The following is a 17,488-nucleotide window of genomic DNA, read 5'->3' as shown; positions in this document are numbered from 1 at the left end:
CCACCGGCACGATGCCGCGACGAACTTGGCCGGCGCGTCTCAACGATCGGTCAAGATTCCCCTCCCACCCTCCGCGGCGGTTTACGCAATGTGGGTTCGCGCCCATTTGACAAACCGGCGTGTCAACAGCGTTCGCCGTACAAACCGCGGTTCAGGCAGACCCAAGCGCGACCGGGAGAGGACAAATGTTCGCCGCGCTCGCCAATCTTTCGTTCGGGCGCAAGATCGCGCTCGCCTTCGGCAGCCTCACGGCCGTGGCGCTCGTCGTCGGTGCCGTGGTCTTCAGCCAAGTCCAGACGATCCACGAAATCACGGTCACGGTCGACAAGCGCTACAAGAGCCTCGTCGCCATTGAGGAGATGCGCGCCAACATGCGCGGCCAGCTCGTCGCGCTGCGCAGCTACGTTCGCACGGGCGAGACCGGGTTCGTCGAGCAATACCGGGAACGGGCGTCGCGGTTCGACACGGCCCTGGCCCGCGCCGACGAGCTGGGGTCCACCGACCGCAGAGAGCAGGAGATCCGCGACACGCTCAAGGACGCCGTGACGACCTGGCGCTCGGACGTGGCCCAGCCGCTGATCGAAACGGCGCGCGACGACCAGGCCGAGGCGCGCGACATGCTCGCCAACCGCGCGAACCAGGACAAGGCGGACGCCATCCGTGCTGCCCTGGCCGACTATGAGAGCCTTCAGCAGGACGCCGTCGCCGCGGCGCGCGAGCGCGAGGCCAGCGCCAACGCCTGGGCGTTCTGGAGCCTGCTGATCGGCGGCGGCGTGGTCGTCGTGCTGAGCGTCCTGTCGGGCCGGCTGCTGGTCGGCTGGACCGCCGACCCGGCGCGCCGGATTACCCAGGCGCTCAACGCGTTGGCGGAAGACGACACGAGCGTGCGCATGCATCTGCCCGAACGCCGCGACGAGATGGGCGAAGCGGCACAGGCCGTGCGCACCCTGCGCGAGGCCACGGACAAGCGCCTGCGCCTGGAGCGCGAGCAGGCCGAGGAGAACCGCCGCCGCGAAGAGCGCACCAAGCGCCTGGAAGAGCTGATGCAGGGCTTCGAGCGCGACATCGGCACGATCATGCAGACACTGCGTGCCTCATCGGAACAGCTGGACAGCACCGCGCACACGATGAGCGACGCCGCCAGTCAGGCCGCCGACCGCGTGACGACCGTGGCCTCCAGCGCGGAGCAGGCCTCGACCAACGTGGACACCGTCGCCTCCTCGGCACAGGAACTGTCCAACTCCATCGGCGAGATCGGGCGGCAGGTGAACCGCTCCACCGAGATCGCCACCAGCGCCGCCGAAGAAGCCCAGAGCACGACCGAGACGATGGAGGGGCTGCAAACCACCGCGCGGAACATCGGCGAGGTCGTGACGATGATCCAGGACATCGCCGACAAGACCAACCTGCTTGCGCTCAACGCCACGATCGAGGCGGCGCGCGCGGGCGAGGCCGGCAAGGGCTTCGCCGTCGTGGCCGACGAGGTGAAGTCGTTGGCGAACCAGACCTCCAAGGCGACGCAGCAGATCGAGGGCGAGATCCGCTCCGTTCAGGAACAGACCCGGAAGGCGGTGGACGCCATCGCTTCGATCACCAAGACGATCGAGGAGATCAAGGAGGTCGCCCACAGCATCGCCAGCGCGATCGAGGAGCAGAACTCCGCCACCGACGAGATCGCGCGCAACGTCGCCGAGGCGGCGGAAGGCACCGGCCAGGTGACCAAGAGCGTCGAGGGCGTGCGCGAGGCCGCCGACGAGACGCAGAGCGCGTCCAAGGAGGTCACGGGCGCGGCCGAGAACGTCGCCAAGCAGACGCGCGAGCTGAGCGAGACCGTGGACGATTTCCTGAAAAAAGTGAACGCGGTCTGATCGCCGCTCACCCCGAACCGGACGCGGCGCCGTCCGCGTCCGGTTCGGCAGTCATCGAGCAGACCTGTGAGCTGCCGATTTGGAAAAACGACGCCAATCCTCAAATCTTTGGAATACAATAGATACGCAACGAACCATTACGAGTTTAGTTCCCCCTGCTCACGGAATGAAAGCGTCCACATATGCACTAACCCAGGTTAGTGATCAGTGGAGATTCTTTGTTTTGGGTACACACCCCCTTATGGAATCATAACCCCAATAAAGATACGGCCATTCCAACGCGAATGGCGCCAAGCGGGAGAAATCCGGCATGACGGTTGAAGCCCAGACGACGGAAAACCGTCACAAGGACGTCGACGTCAAAAAGGCCTATTTCGGCTTCGGTGAGCGCGAGGCGGACACCGTGCGCACGGTCCGCGGCGAGGTGGTGGACCGCCACCTCGACGACATCCTCGACCGCTTCTACCGGCACATCACCGACTATCCCGAACTCGCCGCGATGTTCGGCGGCGACGGCGACATCCGCCGTGTGCGCGAGGCGCAGAAGCACCACTGGCATCTGCTCTTCAGCGGCACGTTCGACGGCGAATACCGCGAATGTGCCCGCCGCGTGGGCGAACAGCACTACAAGATCGGTCTTGCCCAGACCTGGTACATGGGCGGCTACTGCACGATCCTGAACGAACTCGTGGACCGGGCGATCAATATCTACAAGTTCCGCCCGGCCAAGCTGTCGTCGGTGATCCAGACCATCAACAAGGCCGTGTTCCTGGACATGGACATGGCCCTGGAGGTCTACAACGACATGGCGCTGGAACAGCGCGAGCAGCGCAACCGGCGGCGCGGCGAGATGATCGAGGAATTCGACACCACCGCCAAGGACGCGCTCGCGAGCATCCGGGATGCGACCCAGCAACTGCAGGACACCGCGACCGAAATGCGGCGCATGGCGCGCGAGACGGGCGAGCAGACGCAGGACGCCGTTTCCGCCGTCTCGGATGCCAACAGCAACGTCCAGACCGTCGCCTCCGCCGCGCAGCAACTGAACCAGTCCATCGAAGAGGTTTCGCAGCAAGTCAATCAGGCGTCCAGCACCGCCCGCACCGCACGGGGGGAAGCGGAAAGCGCCAACGAGCGCGTCCAGGCCCTGGAACACGCGGCCGGGCAGATCGGCGACGTCATCCAGCAGATCCAGGACATCGCGGAAAAGACCAACCTGCTCGCCCTGAACGCGACCATCGAGGCGGCACGCGCCGGGGAAGCCGGCAAAGGCTTCGCCGTCGTCGCGGACGAAGTCAAATCGCTCGCCAACCAGACGCAGAAGGCCACCGAAGACATCGCCGCCCGCATCACCAAGGTGCAGAACGAAACGCGCGAGGCCGTGTCCGCGATCGAACGCATCTCCGCCAGTGTCCGCGACATCGACGAGGCGGCGTCGAGCATCGCAAGCGCGATGGAGCAGCAAACGACTTCGACCCAGGAAATCGCCCGCAACGTGGCCCAGGCCTCGGACGGCACCGAACGGGTATCCCAGGGCATCCAGGACGCCGCGCAGGCGGTCGAGAACACCCGGGCCAAGGCCGAGCATGTGCTGGAGGCCGCCAGCGCCATCAGCGACCGCGGCCAAGGCCTGGAAGATAAGGTCGAGCGTTTCCTGCGCGACGTGCAGGCCGTGTGACGCCGCCCCCTCGCGCACATTCTTTTGCACAAGAAACCATCATTTTGTTGCGGCTGCGCAGCGGGCTGAATGGACAGCGCAGACGAAACTGGTTGACAAAATCCATAAAAAATATATGGTTTTTACTGGTGAAACATCCTTGTCATTCCGCCGCGCAGACGAGGCGTTCATGACGGACCAGGAAGGCAGGCAAGCGAGCCGCGTCCGCTCGTGTCCGGAGCTGGGGCGACTTGCACCCGACGTGGCCGAAATCGTGCAGTCGCAATGCCCGGGATGTCGTCGGGCGGGCGGACAGTGCCTTGTCCAGTCGCTTCGCGCCATGCAATCGGGAACGAGGTATGACGATCACGGATGAATTGCCCGCCTATCTCCCGGACGGCGTGATCTCGGTCGATGCCGACCAAACCATTGTGTTTGCAAACGCCGGGGCCGGCGACATCTTCGGGTACAGTCCCGCCAATCTCCTCGGCCAACCGCTGGAGATCCTGATTCCGCCTCGCTATCGGACGGCGCACCGGGACCATGTCGAGCGCTTCCTGAGGGCCGACGAGGCTGGCCGCTTCATGGGACAACGGGGCGAGATCGTCGGCTTGCGCGCGAAGGGGGCGGAATTTCCCGCCGAGGCGTCCTTTTTCAAAACCGAGCACGAAAACACGCATTATCTTACCGCCGTGGTGCGGGACATCACGGAGCGAAAACAGCGCCAGCAAGAGCTCGTTGCCGCGCGGCGGGCCGCAGAGGAAGCGAACAAGGCCAAGGATCACTTGATTACGAGCATCAACCACGAACTCCGGACGCCGCTCAACGCCATCGTCGGATTTTCGTCGATGATCGAGAACGACATATACGGAAATATCGGCAATGAAAACTACATCGATGCAGCTCGTAACGTCAAAGACTCCGCGAAACATCTTCTGGAACTTGTCAACGACATATTGACAATGAGCAGCCTCCAAATGGGGCAGTACGATATTCATGAAGAAAATATCAATTTGCGCCAAATCGTTACTGAATGCTGCATGATGAACGAACCGTCAGCCCAAACCAAAGGGGTTGAGCTGGAAGCCGATGTGTCTCCGGCCTGGCATCTTTTGGCCGACCCGAAACTGATCCGGCAAAGCCTCGTCAACGCCCTTGCCAATGCCGTCAAATTCACGCCCGCTGGCGGACGCGTGAAAATTTCCGTGGAACGGACGGCTGCGAACGATGTGGCGTTAACGGTTGCCGACACAGGCAGCGGCATCGACGAAAAAGACCTGCCCCGCGTTACGGATGCCTTCAATCAGGCGGACACGGACAGGATTTCGACATCGGAGGGAATCGGTCTCGGCCTTTCACTGGTCAAAGCGATGGTGGAGAGCCTCGGTGGGCAGCTACACATTGAAAGCACGAAAAACGTCGGCACGTCCCTGATGATGATTTTTCCGGCTTGGCGGCTGCGGTAGTCCGTCAAGCTCGTTCAATCACCGCGACCAGCAGCCGTCGAGGCCACCCACGGCCGTTCACCTCGCCGCTATCCGCTCACGGCCCGCTCCACCAGCGTCCGCACGCGCGGCGGCAGGTCCAAGGTCAGCGCCGCCTCGCGCCCGGTTTCGGACATCTTCGCCCAGGTCTTGGCGAGGATGCGCACGACCTTCGCCTCGTCGTGCTTCTCCACGAAATCGGCGGCATAGCTGTCGAGGAAGACGACGCCGATCACGTCCTCCAGCGCCTGGGTTTCCGGATCGGTCTTGATACCCTGCTTGCGCACGAGCGTTTGCACCCGGCGGATCGTCGCGTCATCGCATTCCGCATCCGCCAGGATGGCCGCGGCAACCTTCGCGTGGTGGCGCTTCAGGTGCGTGCGCCAGCGCAGGTAGCCGTCGCGCCCCTCGGGATAGTCGCCGCGCGGGATCTCCCAGCGCCGCACGTGCTGGGCCGAGGCCGCCAGCCGCAACGCGTCCGAAGCGTCCGGGTACAGGCGGTCCAGCCAGGCGCGCATACGCCGGGCATAGAGCAGCTCCGCCGGCCAGGACTCGCCGTCCACGGTGACCGTGCGTGGGTCCTCGGCGTTGGCGGCATCCAACGCCGCGATGGCGGTGTTCACGTCCCCGGTCATGCCGCCGCCAGCCCCTGCTTGAGGATCAGCTCGGCCATGCGCGGGTCGGGGCCCAGCGGCCCGGCGTAGACGTGCGGCACGCCCGTTTCCGCCAGCAGCTCGGGCACGTCCTCGCGCCCGTGGTTGCCGGCATCGGTGAAGAAGCCGACGGCCACGCATGCGGGCGCGCGGAAGGCGGCCACGGCCTCGCCGATTTCGGGCGGCTCGTCCAGGAACGCCGTGCCGACCTCGGCAAAGCGGCCGCTGTCCGCGATCTCGGCGGCAGACGCCCGCGCGGTCGCGCCCGAGGCCGAATGCTTGCGCGTGCCGTGGCCGACGACCAGCAGCGCCACCTCGCCGGGCGCCCAGCCCCGCCCGGCCGCCGCGGCCTCGCCCATCTCCGCGACCATCTCCGGGATCTCCGCGCGCACCCCGACCGGATCGGCGAGGTGGACGCGCTCGCCCCAGGGGTGCGCGGCCAAGCGGGTGCGCAGCGTCTCCAGGGTGTAGCCGGCAGCCATCATGAAGGGCACGAGCACCGCGCGCGGGGCGTCCAGGCCGCAGAGCACACAATCGATCTTGGGCGTGCCGTACAGCGCCCCGCCCTGCACGCTGTGAAAGATGCCGCGCGCCGCCAGCGCCTCGGCGTGGGTGCTCACCGCGCCGGCCACGCCCTTGGTGCCGTGGGCGCACAGCAGCAGGGCAGTGTCCGCGCGCGCGGCACCCGCAACATCGGACATGGGATCGGCGATCGCTCTCATCCTAGAAACTGTGGCTGTCTTGATCGATGTATGCGGCCCCAACCCTCTCTATAATCTCCCCCTTCCCCAGTTGGGGAAGGGGGAGACGGGTTTGGGCCGCAGGCGCAAACCCAGAGGGGGATGGGACAGTCTGTGACACTGTGATCCCCAGCCGAAAAAGTGGAGCGCATCTGGGCGCGGGCAAACGGCATCCGCGTTCGGGCTGACAGCACGCCGCTTTGCGCGTAAGGCAGTCGAAACGAGTCCCGGCACGCGAGGTTCCGCGATGCAGCACCTGGTCGAGCGCACCGACGCCGCCGTCCCCATCACCCCGCTGACCGCCGACGGCCTGGCACGCTGGCTGGAAACGCAAGACGAGGCGCTGGCGGGCTGGGTCCGCGCCACGGGGTTCACGGCGAAGCCCGGCGCGCACGCGCTGATTCCCGATGCGAGCGGGGGCTTGGCGCGCGTGCTGGCGGGGGTGCAGCGGCTCGACGATCCCTGGGCGCTCGCGGGGCTGCCGACGGCGCTGCCGCAGGGCACCTACCGCCTCGACACGGACCTGGAGGCCACGAGCGCCGAGCTGCTGGCACTCGGCTGGGCGCTGGGCAGCTACGCCTTCACCCGCTACGTCGCGCGCCAGCGCGAGCCCGCCGCGCTCGTCTGGCCCGCGCGGGCCGACCGCGCCGCCGTCACGCGCGCGGCCGAGGCGACGGCGCTGGTGCGCGACCTCATCAACACCCCGGCCAACGACATGGGCCCCGCGGCGTTGGCGGACGCCGTGCGCCGCGAGGGCAAGCGCCACGGCGCGCGCGTGGAGGTGATCGAGGGGGACAAGCTGCTGCGCCGGAACTACCCGGCCATCCACGCCGTCGGGCGCGCCGCTGCCCACGCTCCGCGCCTCGCCGATCTGCGCTGGAACGCCGGCGGCGGGCCGCAGGTGACGCTCGTGGGCAAGGGCGTGTGCTTCGACACCGGCGGCCTGGACCTCAAGCCGGCCAACAACATGAAGCTGATGAAGAAGGACATGGGCGGGGCCGCGCACGCCCTGGCGCTGGCGCGCATGATCATGGACGCTGGCCTGCCCGTGAGCCTGCGCCTGCTGGTGCCGTGCGTGGAGAACAGCGTCAGCGCCGACGCCTTCCGGCCGCAGGATGTGCTCCAGACCCGCAAAGGCCTGACGGTCGAGGTGGGCAACACCGACGCCGAGGGCCGCCTGGTGCTCGCCGACGCCCTGGCGGAAGCCGCGGCCGATTCGCCCGAGCTGGTGCTGGACTTCGCCACGCTCACCGGCGCCGCGCGCGCCGCCCTGGGCCCGGACGTGCCGGCGCTTTTCAGCAACGACGACGCCCTCGCCCGGCGCATCCAGTACGCCGGCGAGCGCGTGCACGACCGTGTGTGGCAGATGCCGCTGGTCGAGGACTACCGATCCTGGCTGAAGAGCGAGGTGGCGGACCTGGTCAACGTCCCCGACAGCGGCTTCGCCGGCGCCATCACGGCGGCACTCTTCCTGCAGCGCTTCGTGCCCGAGGGCACCGCGTGGGCGCACCTGGACCAGATGGCGTGGAACACCTCGCCCGGCCCGGGACGGCCCAAGGGCGGCGAGGCCATGGGCCTGCGCGCCGCCTACACCGCGCTGACCGACTGGCTGGCGAGCCGGTCGGCGTAACTTTATTCAGGTGATCGGGGGTTCCCCCGACGGGCCGCTGCGGGTAGGTTCGTTGCGGGCCTGGAACGAGGTGCGCCGTGGAGATGGACCCCAAGCAAGCGCTCAACCTCTGGCACGCCGTGACGCTGGCCGGGATCGCGCGCGAACAGCCCGACCTGACGACGCGGCAGATGGCGGTCCTGCTGCACGTCTACCTGGCGGAGCCGCCGCACACCGTGCGCGGCCTGGCGCAGACGCTCGGCGCCTCCAAGCCCGCGATCACCCGCGCCATCGACCGGCTGAGCGACCTGGACCTCGTCAAGCGCAAGCGCGACGACAATGACAAGCGCAGCGTCCTGGTTCAGCGCACCGTCTCCGGCTCCGTCTTCCTGCGCGAATTCGGCGACATGGCCGCCCGCGCCGCCGACGAGATCTGACCGCTCTGCGGCCTCGCCCCGACGGCACCGTAAACGCTGAATTAACCGCGATCCGCGAGACTCCTTGACCTGTGTTCACTGCCACAGGCCGTGGGGGGATCGTGGCCGATTGGAAAAGCTGCACAGGCGCGGGGCTTGCGGCCCTTGCGCTGACGGCCGGCGCGCATGCCGTCCATGCGCGGCCGGTTGAGATCAAGGCCGTGCCCGCCGACGGCGCGGCGGCGCTCCAGGGTGCCGCCAAGGTGGGCGTCTGGGCGATGACGAACGGGACAGCGGGCCCACACGTGGCGGCGCGCGACCGCCTGCCCGCGAAGCTGTCGCTGGAACCGGGGCGCTACCGCCTGCTCGTGCGCTATCAGGGCGCCCGGCGGGTCATCGACCGGACGCTCGAAGCCGGCGACGGGCCGGCGACGTGGCGCATCGACCTAAGAGCCGGCCACGTGCGCCTAGAGCTGCGTCCCCAGCCGGGCCAGCCGCCCATCGCCGGCGAGCTCGGCTGGAAAGTGCGCACCTACGCGCGCGGCAAGGCGGCCGGCAAGCAGGTCGCCGAGGCCGCGGCCGCGCGGCCGCGCCTGCTGCTGGACGCGGGCTGGTACGAGGTCGCCGTCACCAACGGTGGCCGCACGCACGAACACGTGGTCCAGGTGCGCCCCGGCGAGGACGTCGTCTACAGCGTCATCGCCCGCGATGGCGGATCCTGACAGCTACCCGTCGCCCTGCTCGCGCATCTCGCGCTGGCGCATGGGCATGGCGTCGATCGTGCGGAAGAGCGTGTCGGCGGCGATGGACTCGCCGCGCGAGAGCTTGACCGTGCCGTCCTTGCCCACCAGAAGCGCCCGAAAAGCGTCATGCGCGACGCCGAAGCGGGCGCGGAGGGCGGCCGGGTCGACATCGCGGGCGGGTTCACCGTCCACGCGCACAGGGCCGTCGCCGGCCAGCGTGACGACAACCATGTCGCGTTCGCGGAAGCCGGCCGCGTGCGCCTCGGCAATGGCGCGCTGTTCGCCGAGCGCGGGATGATCGGCATCCGGCGCCAGCACCACGAGCGGCCGATTCGCCCAGGTGAAGCGCTCCATCCCCGCCTGCGCCGGCAGCGCCGCCAACATCATCGCCGCCACAGCCAAGCCCATCGCGCGCATGCCGTCCTCCATCGCGTACCAGGGATGACGTGGCGCGACGGGCGGCACGTGTCACGGGCTGGTGGATCGAAACAGCGGCACGGCGTGAAAAGCATGGGCCCGGGCGAAAAATGAGGGACCATAAAAAGGAGCGGCAGCCGTCCGGCTGCCGCTCCCCTTCGTCACGGTGTCTGCAGCGTGCGCCGAATTACTCGACGATGCGCAGATTGTCCGCCGCCTGGCGATTGTCGCGGCCGGCCACCAACTCATACTCGATGCGCTGGCCTTCCTGGAGGGATTCCAATCCCGCGCGCTGCACGGCCGTGATGTGGACGAACGCGTCCTTGCCGCCGCCGTCCGGAGCAATGAAGCCGTACCCCTTGGTGGTGTTAAACCACTTCACCGTACCCATCGTCATGGTCGTCTCTTCTCCGAGTCAGTCACGAACGTATGGCGACCGCCCCGTCGCATCCGGCCCCTTTCGCGGCTGCCCCGGAGAAGGTGAAACCGAAGTCAACGCGTGGCGCGATCACGGCGAGCGCGGGTCGCACGGGTAAGATGCGCTCGCGAGGGGGGCCGACGCAAGAGCCATCCACCCGCGCCCGCCCAGAAACCCTGCCCGGCGCGTACCCCGAACGGGGAGATTCGAATCCATTTCGGCGGGACGCTACCCCGTGGTATTTTCGCGCCAAAACCAAAAAGGAGCCGACGGACGATTTCGGATCATCGTCGATTGGGGAGGCTCTCATGCAGCAAGTGGACGCCCGCGGTCCCCGCGTGAACCGGCCGGACGTTCGAACGCGCGTCATGCACGTGCTGGAAAATCCGCCGGCCACCGTCATCTGGCTAACCCTGACCGCGGCGACCGTGGTCGCGCTCAAGATGATCGGGCTTTAAATCGACTCGCTGTTTTTCCGACGCGCCGTTGTCGCGAGCGAGCGGCCGTTCCCACGCGGACGGCCGCTCGTTTCGTTTCACGTTCCTCACGCACGCCGCCGGCCGAACACCCGTCGCGTCCAGTGCCGGCGCCAGATGCGCAGCGCGTCCATGCCGATGGGGAGGACGGGCCGCGGCTCCAGCTCCAGTCCCACCCGCGTGACCGTTCGATCGTCGGTTTCGCGCACGATCAGTTCCACCGCGCCCAGGCGCAAGCGGTCGCCCGTGGCGGGTCGCCCGCGCAGGTGGCGGCGCAGGAAGCGGTCCAGCGAGAGGTCGTGCTCGGCGACGGGGACCGGCACCTCGTAAAGTTCCGCCACGCGGCCCAGCGGCGTCGCCCCGTTGAGGACGAACTCCCCGAGCGCCGCCTGGTCGCGGCCCAGGGGATCGCTGGGGGGCTTGCGGCCGAACACGGCGTCCAGCCGCTCAAGCGCCGCGCCCGGCCCGACCACCATCACGGTGTCCCCGGGCACGAGGTGGCCCACCTCGCCCGGCGCCATCACGCGCCCCTCGCGCACGACCGACACCACGGTAACCCCCTCGTCCAGCCGCACGGCGGCCGGCGGATGCCCCACGGCGTCGCTGTCCTCGGGCACGACGAAGGCGGCCAGGTCGCGGGTGGCGTCGCCGGGCAGGTTCACGTCGACGCGCTGGGTTTCGCTCGGCAGCGGCGGCAGCACCAGGTTGAGCCACCGCGCCGCGTTCGTCAGCGTCCAGCCCTGTACCAGCAGCGAGGCGACCACGCACACGAAGGCGATGTTGAAATAGACGGGCGCGTTCTCCAGCCCCGCCAGCACCGGCACAGTGCCAAGGAAGATCGGCACCGCGCCGCGCAGCCCCACCCAGGAGATGAACGCGGTTTCCCGCCAGGCGAAGCCGAAGGGGCGCAGGCAGAGGCTCACGCCGACGGGCCGCGCCACGAGGATGAGCACCGCCGCCACGCCGAGCGCTGCGGGCAGGATATCGAGCAGCGTGGGTATGTCGACCAACAGGCCCAGCATCAAAAACATCGCGATCTGGCTAAGCCAGGCGATCCCGTCCTGAAAACGGTCGATCAGCTGGGTTGCCCGGTGCGGCCGATTCCCCAGCACCACGCCCGTCAGGTACACGGCAAGGAAGCCGCTCGCGCCCATTCCCTGCGCCGCCGCGAACACCACCAGCGCGCCGGACAGCGCGAACACGGGGTAGAGCCCCGAAGCCAGCCGCACCGCGTTGATCAGCGAAACCAGCGCGAAGCCGCCGGCCAGCCCGATTACCAACCCGCCCAGCAGCTGCACGACCAGGGTGACGACGAGCGCACCGGGCGAGCCGATCCCGCCGCCCACGCGGATGATGTCCACCAGCGTGACCGTGAGGAACACGGCCATGGGATCGTTCAGGCCCGACTCGGCCTCCAGCGCGGCGCTGACGCGCTTGGCCAGGTTCAATCCGCCCCGGTGCAGCAGGAAAAAGACCGCCGCCGCATCCGTGGACGCCACGATGGCGCCCACCAGCAGCCCCTCGCGCCAACCCACGTCCAGCAGCGCCACCGCGCCCGCGCCGGTGAGCGCGGCCGTCACCACCACGCCCACGGTCGCCAGCGCCAGCGCCGGCCCGGCGGCGAGGCGCAGCATCTCCGTGCGCGTGTGCACCCCGCCGTCGAAGAGGATGATCGCCAACGCCGCCGCGCCCAGCGTGGACGCGGCCTCCAGGTTGGTCAGCGTGATCCCCAGGCCGGCGTCCGAGCCCGCGAGCATGCCCAGCGCCATGAAGACCAGGAGCAGCGGGGCGCCGATGCGGTTGGCGAGCAGCCCGGCCAGGATGCTCACAAACACGAGTCCAGCGGCGACCAGGATCAGGTCGGTGCCCAGTGCCATCCATGCCTCGTCGGATTCGTGCTGCTGCGGCGGCACGTGATTGTACAGGTGGCGGCACGGCTGTGTCGGGCACTCGCCGCACGCCGCCAGGGCGATTCCCGCTTGCGGTGCGCGGCGCGCACGGCCACGTCACCTTGGAACCCTTACCCTCACCGCCTCGCGAAGGAGCACCGCACCATGAAATACCTGCACGCCATGGTCCGCATCGCGGACATCGAGGAATCCCTGGACTTCTACTGCAACAAGCTGGGCCTTCGGGAGCACAGCCGCCGCGATCTGGAGCCGGCGCGCGCCACGCTGATCTACCTCGTCGCACCCGAGGACGCCGAGCGCGCCAGCGCCGAGAACGCGCCGCTGATCGAGTTGACCTACAACTGGGACCCGGAAACCTACACCGGCGGGCGCAACTTCGGCCACCTGGCCTTCCGCGTGGACGACATCTACGCCACCTGCCAGCACCTTATGGACAGCGGCGTCACCATCAACCGCCCGCCGCGCGACGGGCGCATGGCGTTCGTGCGCTCGCCCGACGGCATCTCCATCGAGCTGCTCCAGAAAGGCGAGGCGCTGCCCAAGCAGGAGCCGTGGGCCAGCATGGAGAACACCGGCACCTGGTAACGCCGGCGTCTTGGCGCGGTTCCGCCACGCGGGCGGCTTCGGCCGCCCGCCGTTTTGCGTTTCTTAACCCCTCCATCCCAGGTTTGCGCCGGGTCACGCCGCCGCGACCGGGAGGGGGCATGCAGGTCAAGGACGTCCTCAAGCGCAACGGCAAGAACATCCTTACGGTGCATCCAAGCTCGTCGATCCAGACCGCGGCGCGGCTGCTGGCCAAGCACCGCATCGGCGCGCTGGTCGTGTCCCCGGACGGCCACAAACCGCAGACCATCATCAGCGAGCGCGACATCGTTCAGGGGATCGGCGACAAGGGTCACGACTTCCTGCGTCGCAAGGTGGGCGACGTCTGCCTGCACAGCGTGCGGACCTGCACCCCGCGCGACGAGGTTTCGCGTGTGATGCAGGCGATGCGCGCCCACCGCGTCCGCCACATGCCCGTGACCAACAAGGGCATCCTGGTGGGCATGGTCAGCATCGTGGATATCCTGCGCGAACAGCGCGGCAAGAAGCACCTGGGCTGACCCGGCGGCTCAGCCGGACCGCCGCGACGTCAGAACCCCAGGCCGTCGAGCAGCTTCGCGGTCAGCCCCGGCTGCAACACGACGGTCATGACGAAGGCCGCGCCCACGACCGCGGCGGCGACGACCTTATCGTGCGTGATACGGAAACGGCCACGGTTGGGATTGGCCATCGGGTCCACACCTTCGGCTGCCCCGATCGGGGGGCGTGATCGTGCGGCTGGTGCCAGCGGAGGGACTCGAACCCCCAACCTACCGCTTACAAGGCGGTTGCTCTGCCAATTGAGCTACACTGGCCCCGACCGCGCCGCACACCGGCTCGTCCGAGCGGTGGCATGCCTGTTCGATCTACCGTCGCGGTCGCCGGCTTGGCAAGGGCCAACCAGCCAACGAAAAAGGCGGGGCCGGCGTGTGCCGGCCCCGCCCCATGTGCGCCGAGGGAGATGGCGGCCCTGCCGGGCCGCCGGGCGCCGCAGGGTGTATAACCGGTGTCAGCCCCTCAGGAAAGGTTCTGAATCCGGCCTTCGTCGTCGACGTACATCTCGTTCGCCGCCGGCTTGCTCGGCAGACCGGGCATGGTCATCACCGCGCCGCAGATCACCACGACGAACTCGGCGCCGGCCGAGAGGCGAACCTCGCGGATGGGCACGTCGAAGTTGGTCGGCGCGCCCTTCAGGTTCGGGTCGGTGGAGAAGGAGTTGGCCGTCTTCGCCATGCAGATGGGGAAGTGGCCGTAGCCCTCTTCCTCCAGCTCCTTGAAGCGGTCGCGGACCTTCTTGTCGGCGATGATGTCGTTGGCGCCGTAGATCTCGCGCACGATCGTGCGCGTCTTCTCCCACAGCCCCTGGTCGGCCGGGTAAAGCGCGGCGAACTGATCGGTGCCGCCCTCGACGAGGTTGACCACCTTGTTCGCCAGCTCCTCGGCACCGGCGCCGCCGTCGCCGAAGTGGGTGCAGATCACGGCGTCCACGCCCAGCTCGTTCTTGGCGTAGGCCTGGATGGCCTGCAGCTCGGCGTCGGTGTCGGTCGGGAAGCGGTTGATCGCCACCACCAACGGCAGGCCGAACTTCTTCACGTTCTGGACGTGGCGGGCCAGGTTGGCGCAGCCGCTCTTCAGCGCCTCGACGTTCTCCTTGCTCAGGTCGTCCTTGGCGACGCCGCCGTGCATCTTCAGCGCGCGCGCCGTGGCGACGACCACCGCCGCGTTCGGGCGGATGCCGGCCTTGCGGCACTTGATGTCGAAGAACTTCTCCGCGCCCAGGTCGGCGCCGAAGCCCGCCTCGGTCACGGTGTAGTCGGCCAGCTTGGCCGCGGCCTTGGTCGCCATCACGGAATTGCAGCCGTGGGCGATGTTGGCGAACGGCCCGCCGTGGATGAAGGCCGGGTTGTTCTCCAGCGTCTGCACGATGTTGGGCATCAGGGCATCGCGCAGCAGCACGCTCATCGGGCCCGGGGCCTCCAGCTCACCGGCCGTGATGGCCTGCTTGTCGCGCGTGTAGCCGACAACGATCTTGCCCAGCCGGCGCGTCAGGTCCTCCAGATCGGTGGCCAGGCAGAAGATGGCCATGACCTCGGAGGCGACCGTGATGTCGAAGCCGCCCTCGCGCACGAAGCCGTTGGCGACGCCGCCCAGGCCGATCGTCACGTCGCGCAGCGCGCGATCGTTCATGTCGATCACGCGGCGCCAGGCCACGCGGCGCAGGTCGAAGCCCAGCTCGTTGCCGTGATGGATGTGGTTGTCGATCATCGCGGCGAGCAGGTTGTGCGCCGAGGTGATGGCGTGGAAGTCGCCGGTGAAGTGGAGGTTGATGTCCTCCATCGGCACCACCTGGGCGTGACCGCCGCCGGCGGCGCCGCCCTTCACGCCGAAGACCGGGCCGAGCGAGGGCTCGCGCAGGCAGATCGCGGCCTTCTTGCCGATCCGGTTCAGGCCGTCGCCCAGGCCGACGGTCGTGGTGGTCTTGCCCTCACCCGCCGGGGTCGGGTTGATGGAGGTGACGAGGACGACCTTGCCGTCCGGGCGGTCGCTGACGGACCGGAGATAGTCGTAGGAGACCTTGCCCTTGTAGTCGCCATATTCCATCACCGCTTTCTGCGGGATGTCGATTTTCTCGGCGACGTTTTTGATATGCTCGTAATGCGCCGAGCGTGCGATGTCGATGTCGCTCATTGTCCCTGACGTCCCTGATTCCTCGATGGTGGGCATACACGCGTGTCAGGTCGGGTCGGCGCGCACGCTAACCGCCGGCCGGGCGCGTCAATATCGCGAGACCGACGGACGGCGCGTCGAATTCCGTCATGGCCTCGCGTGCCCCGGCGCATGCGTCAAGCCCAATGTCATCAACCGGGCTCATCCCGCCGACACCATCGCGTGATGGGTCACAGCACCTGCCCGCCGGACGACTCGCCGCGGGCGCGCGCTGCCAGCCGCAGGGCATTGAGCGCCGAGAGCGCGCCCCGCGACCAGCCGGTGCCCAGCCCCGTCGCGCGCCGGACGGCATCCAGGTCCGCCCCCTCGGCTGCGGCCCGGCGCACGTCGGCCACGGTGACGTCGGCGTCGCGGTCGACGAACTCGCGCCCCTTGGGATGCGGGAAGATGGGCCAGGGATAATCGACCAGCGGGCGCGGCCCCGTGGGGTCGTCGGGCCGCGGGCCGACCTTGGCCCCGAGCGCCTTGGCGGCGGCCCACCCGGCGCGGCGCCCGTCCGCCAGCACGTCGTTCAGGTCGTGCGCCCCGTTCAGCCCGCCGGCGAGGTGCATGCCGGCCGGCACGTCCTCCACCAGCAGCGTGCCGTGGTAGGTGTCGTTGATGCGCGTCGCGCCCGCCTGCGCGGGGATGTCCGCGCGCGGCGCCGTGCCCACCGACATGACCATGAGATCGCAGGCCACGCGCTCCGTGGCGTGGCTGACGTCGCCCTCGTGGTCGGCAAGCGCGTCGATCACCACCGCGCCCAGATGCCGGCCGGCCCGCCCGGCGCGCGCCTCGTAGACGGTGTGGCCGGGCATCACGCGCATGCCGCGGTGCTCGCACGCGCGGCGCTCGGGCCCGTCGAAGTGGTCTTCGTTGAGGTCGAGCACGGCCGCCACCTCCACCCCGGCGTCGGCGAGGTCCAGCGCGGCGGCGTAGCCCTGCGGGTTGACGGTGCACACCACCGCGCGCGTGCCCGGCGCCACGCCCCACAGGCGCAGCGCCCGCTGCACGGCCGTGCCCGTCATGATCCCGGGCAGGTCGTTGTTGCGGAACACCATGGGCTGTTCCAGCACGCCCGTGGCGACCACGAGCTGGCGCGCGCGCACCCGGTAGGGCTGCCCGCCGCGCACGGCCGTCAGCCCCGCGTCGGCGGACCAGCCCAGGCAGCGCGCGCCCGTAAGCAGGCGCACGTTGTCGCGCTGGCTCAGCGCCGCGCGCAGCCGCCTGGCTTCGTCGCCGCCCCGGCCCGGCTCGATGCCCCAGCGGCCGGTGACGAGCGAACCGCCCAGCCGCGGCTGCTCGTCGATGACCAACACTCCGGCGCCGCTCGCCGCGGCTTCCTCCGCCGCCGCAAGCCCCGCGGGTCCGCCGCCGAGCACGGCCACGTCGGGGTGCAGCTCGTGCGCTTCTCCCGCCGGAAGCTCACCGGCCGTCGTCACCGAACCGGACGGGCTGCCGCCGCGCAGGCGCTGGGCCAGTCCCGCAACACCGCCGCGCGCGGGCGGGCCGCTCACGGTCGCGGCCGTCAGCCCGTCGGTCAGGCGCATGCCGTCGGCGGGCTGCGGCGCGCCGTCGCCCGCGCGGACGAGCAGATTCCCTTCGACGCCCGCCAGCGTCACCGGTCCGCGCGGCCGCCCGTAGACGGGCGAGCGCGCGATGGCGTGGCGCCCGTGGGCCAGCAGCGCGCTCATGAGGGTGTCGCCGTCGACCCCCGCGACGGGCGCGCCGTCGAGCTGCCCGCCCATCGGCCGGTCGCGGTCGAGCAGCACGCCGTGGGGATGGGGAAGCCGGTGCGTGGTCACGCGC

At 68.9% G+C, this 17,488-nt stretch carries 17 protein-coding genes and 1 tRNA gene; 9 read left to right on the top strand and 9 right to left on the bottom strand.

The features are described from left to right. Window positions 1-185: 185 nt before the first annotated feature. From BLQ43_RS11880 to BLQ43_RS11870, 3 genes are all read left to right on the top strand, one after another. The gene (locus tag BLQ43_RS11880; RefSeq protein WP_090021166.1) at window positions 186-1,868 is read left to right on the top strand and encodes a methyl-accepting chemotaxis protein; all 1,683 of its coding nucleotides are present in this window, start codon (window positions 186-188) and stop codon (window positions 1,866-1,868) included. 310 nt (window positions 1,869-2,178) lie between these two features. Beyond that, complete coding sequence (locus BLQ43_RS11875) at window positions 2,179-3,546, top strand: globin-coupled sensor protein (protein WP_090021164.1); 1,368 nt, start codon at window positions 2,179-2,181, stop codon at window positions 3,544-3,546. A gap of 338 nt (window positions 3,547-3,884) precedes the next feature. Then, window positions 3,885-4,991, top strand: a complete 1,107-nt coding sequence (locus BLQ43_RS11870) for a PAS domain-containing sensor histidine kinase (RefSeq protein ID WP_090021161.1) — start codon at window positions 3,885-3,887, stop codon at window positions 4,989-4,991. 68 nt (window positions 4,992-5,059) lie between these two features. On the opposite strand, the gene BLQ43_RS11865 is transcribed toward BLQ43_RS11870, so the two are convergent. Continuing rightward, on the bottom strand, window positions 5,060-5,644 hold the full coding sequence (locus BLQ43_RS11865; RefSeq protein ID WP_090021159.1) for a DUF4202 domain-containing protein: 585 nt from the start codon (window positions 5,642-5,644) through the stop codon (window positions 5,060-5,062). Then, on the bottom strand, window positions 5,641-6,363 hold the full coding sequence (locus BLQ43_RS11860; RefSeq protein WP_090021156.1) for a CbiX/SirB N-terminal domain-containing protein: 723 nt from the start codon (window positions 6,361-6,363) through the stop codon (window positions 5,641-5,643). Before BLQ43_RS11860 ends, BLQ43_RS11865 begins: the two co-directional genes overlap by 4 nt. 286 nt (window positions 6,364-6,649) lie before the next feature. Between BLQ43_RS11860 and BLQ43_RS11855 the strand changes: the two genes are divergently transcribed. The 3 genes from BLQ43_RS11855 (at window position 6,650) to BLQ43_RS11845 (ending at window position 9,149) form a co-directional block, all read left to right on the top strand. Further along, window positions 6,650-8,032: a leucyl aminopeptidase family protein gene (locus BLQ43_RS11855; RefSeq protein WP_090021154.1), complete on the top strand. Its 1,383-nt coding sequence runs from the start codon at window positions 6,650-6,652 to the stop codon at window positions 8,030-8,032. Window positions 8,033-8,115: 83 nt separating this feature from the next. Next, window positions 8,116-8,448 carry a MarR family winged helix-turn-helix transcriptional regulator gene (locus tag BLQ43_RS11850; RefSeq protein WP_090021152.1) on the top strand — a complete coding sequence of 111 codons (333 nt, stop codon included), beginning with the start codon at window positions 8,116-8,118 and terminating at the stop codon, window positions 8,446-8,448. A gap of 101 nt (window positions 8,449-8,549) precedes the next feature. Beyond that, window positions 8,550-9,149: a hypothetical protein gene (locus BLQ43_RS11845; RefSeq protein WP_090021149.1), complete on the top strand. Its 600-nt coding sequence runs from the start codon at window positions 8,550-8,552 to the stop codon at window positions 9,147-9,149. A gap of 3 nt (window positions 9,150-9,152) precedes the next feature. On the opposite strand, the gene BLQ43_RS11840 is transcribed toward BLQ43_RS11845, so the two are convergent. Together BLQ43_RS11840 and BLQ43_RS11835 are read right to left on the bottom strand one after the other, a co-directional pair. Further along, entirely contained in the window at window positions 9,153-9,587 is a 435-nt protein-coding gene (locus BLQ43_RS11840; RefSeq protein WP_176758658.1) for a DUF4174 domain-containing protein, read from the bottom strand. A gap of 187 nt (window positions 9,588-9,774) precedes the next feature. Then, window positions 9,775-9,984 (bottom strand): cold-shock protein, encoded by a 210-nt coding sequence (locus BLQ43_RS11835; RefSeq protein WP_090021144.1) that lies wholly within the window; start codon window positions 9,982-9,984, stop codon window positions 9,775-9,777. Window positions 9,985-10,313: 329 nt separating this feature from the next. Here BLQ43_RS11835 and BLQ43_RS14670 point away from each other — a divergent pair, with 329 nt between their 5' ends. Then, window positions 10,314-10,463, top strand: coding sequence for a hypothetical protein (locus BLQ43_RS14670; RefSeq protein ID WP_176758657.1), 150 nt, complete (start codon window positions 10,314-10,316; stop codon window positions 10,461-10,463). 86 nt (window positions 10,464-10,549) lie between these two features. Here BLQ43_RS14670 and BLQ43_RS11830 read toward each other — a convergent pair whose 3' ends face one another. Further along, entirely contained in the window at window positions 10,550-12,358 is a 1,809-nt protein-coding gene (locus BLQ43_RS11830; protein WP_090021287.1) for a potassium/proton antiporter, read from the bottom strand. A gap of 177 nt (window positions 12,359-12,535) precedes the next feature. On the opposite strand from BLQ43_RS11830, the gene BLQ43_RS11825 reads away from it, so the two are divergent. Continuing rightward, a complete protein-coding gene (locus BLQ43_RS11825) occupies window positions 12,536-12,976 on the top strand; it encodes a VOC family protein (protein WP_090021139.1) in 441 nt (146 codons plus the stop codon). Window positions 12,977-13,095: 119 nt separating this feature from the next. Beyond that, a complete protein-coding gene (locus tag BLQ43_RS11820) occupies window positions 13,096-13,494 on the top strand; it encodes a CBS domain-containing protein (RefSeq protein WP_090021137.1) in 399 nt (132 codons plus the stop codon). Window positions 13,495-13,523: 29 nt separating this feature from the next. Here BLQ43_RS11820 and BLQ43_RS14665 read toward each other — a convergent pair whose 3' ends face one another. From BLQ43_RS14665 to BLQ43_RS11805, 4 genes are all read right to left on the bottom strand, one after another. Then, window positions 13,524-13,664 carry a hypothetical protein gene (locus BLQ43_RS14665; protein ID WP_176758656.1) on the bottom strand — a complete coding sequence of 47 codons (141 nt, stop codon included), beginning with the start codon at window positions 13,662-13,664 and terminating at the stop codon, window positions 13,524-13,526. Between the two features lie 48 nt (window positions 13,665-13,712). Next, window positions 13,713-13,788 (bottom strand) — tRNA-Thr (locus BLQ43_RS11815). Window positions 13,789-13,990: 202 nt separating this feature from the next. Further along, window positions 13,991-15,661 (bottom strand): formate--tetrahydrofolate ligase, encoded by a 1,671-nt coding sequence (locus tag BLQ43_RS11810; protein WP_090021134.1) that lies wholly within the window; start codon window positions 15,659-15,661, stop codon window positions 13,991-13,993. 209 nt (window positions 15,662-15,870) lie between these two features. Continuing rightward, the gene (locus tag BLQ43_RS11805) at window positions 15,871-17,484 is read right to left on the bottom strand and encodes an FAD-dependent oxidoreductase (RefSeq protein WP_176758655.1); all 1,614 of its coding nucleotides are present in this window, start codon (window positions 17,482-17,484) and stop codon (window positions 15,871-15,873) included. Window positions 17,485-17,488: the final 4 nt, after the last annotated feature.

The organism is Limimonas halophila, assembly GCF_900100655.1.
Classification (GTDB): domain Bacteria; phylum Pseudomonadota; class Alphaproteobacteria; order Kiloniellales; family Rhodovibrionaceae; genus Limimonas; species Limimonas halophila.
This window is presented reverse-complemented; position numbering and strand designations above follow the sequence as displayed.